Raw genomic sequence first — 546 nt, forward strand, 5'->3', positions numbered from 1 at the left:
AAAAAAAATGCGGCGCTTCTGGCATTGCATCCACTGGAACGCGCACTCTTCACCGCTCGTATTGCGAAGTTCCGTGCAAGAGCTGGTGATTTTAGTGGTGCAACTTCTTTCGCGCTGGCCCAACCCCGCACATTGCGTTGGCGCGCATTGTTTAGCGCGTTAATCGGTGCTGCTACCCGCAGAAGATGACAGTACGCAACTGTTGCTGATAACAAAGTTAGCTCAGTTGCATCACGACATCAATAGCCCAAGCCATGGCGGCATTGACGGGTCAGAATATGACACAAGCTCAGTAAGGATTGAACATGCCTCAGAAAAAATACAGCCTGCGCATTAAGTTTATTCGTAGGCTCAAACATTTATTCCCCGGTTGGGCAAAAATGGCAGAGTTCAAAGTGCGACAGAATTCAGATGGAAATGATTTGGCAGAAGGATCTTGGTGCAAAGACAGAGTTGTGATCAAAATAGGAAAGGAAGCTTTTTTTATAAAGTCAAGATTAGTTAATAAGGCGCCAGCTCTATGGGACTTTGCACTTTTTGGACTAG

At 46.2% G+C, this 546-nt stretch carries 2 protein-coding genes; both read left to right on the forward strand.

Annotated features, from left to right (window positions below; all coding sequences use genetic code 11):
* A partial coding sequence (locus EEB11_RS19875) for a hypothetical protein (protein WP_210134476.1) occupies nt 1-189 on the forward strand: 189 nt, incomplete at its 5' end.
* A 116-nt stretch (nt 190-305) separates the two neighbouring features.
* Nucleotides 306-546, forward strand: a 241-nt coding sequence (locus EEB11_RS19310; RefSeq protein WP_135434213.1) for a hypothetical protein, incomplete at its 3' end; no start/stop codon positions are given.

It is taken from the genome of Pseudotabrizicola sediminis (assembly GCF_004745575.1).
Taxonomy (GTDB): Bacteria; Pseudomonadota; Alphaproteobacteria; order Rhodobacterales; family Rhodobacteraceae; genus Pseudotabrizicola; species Pseudotabrizicola sediminis.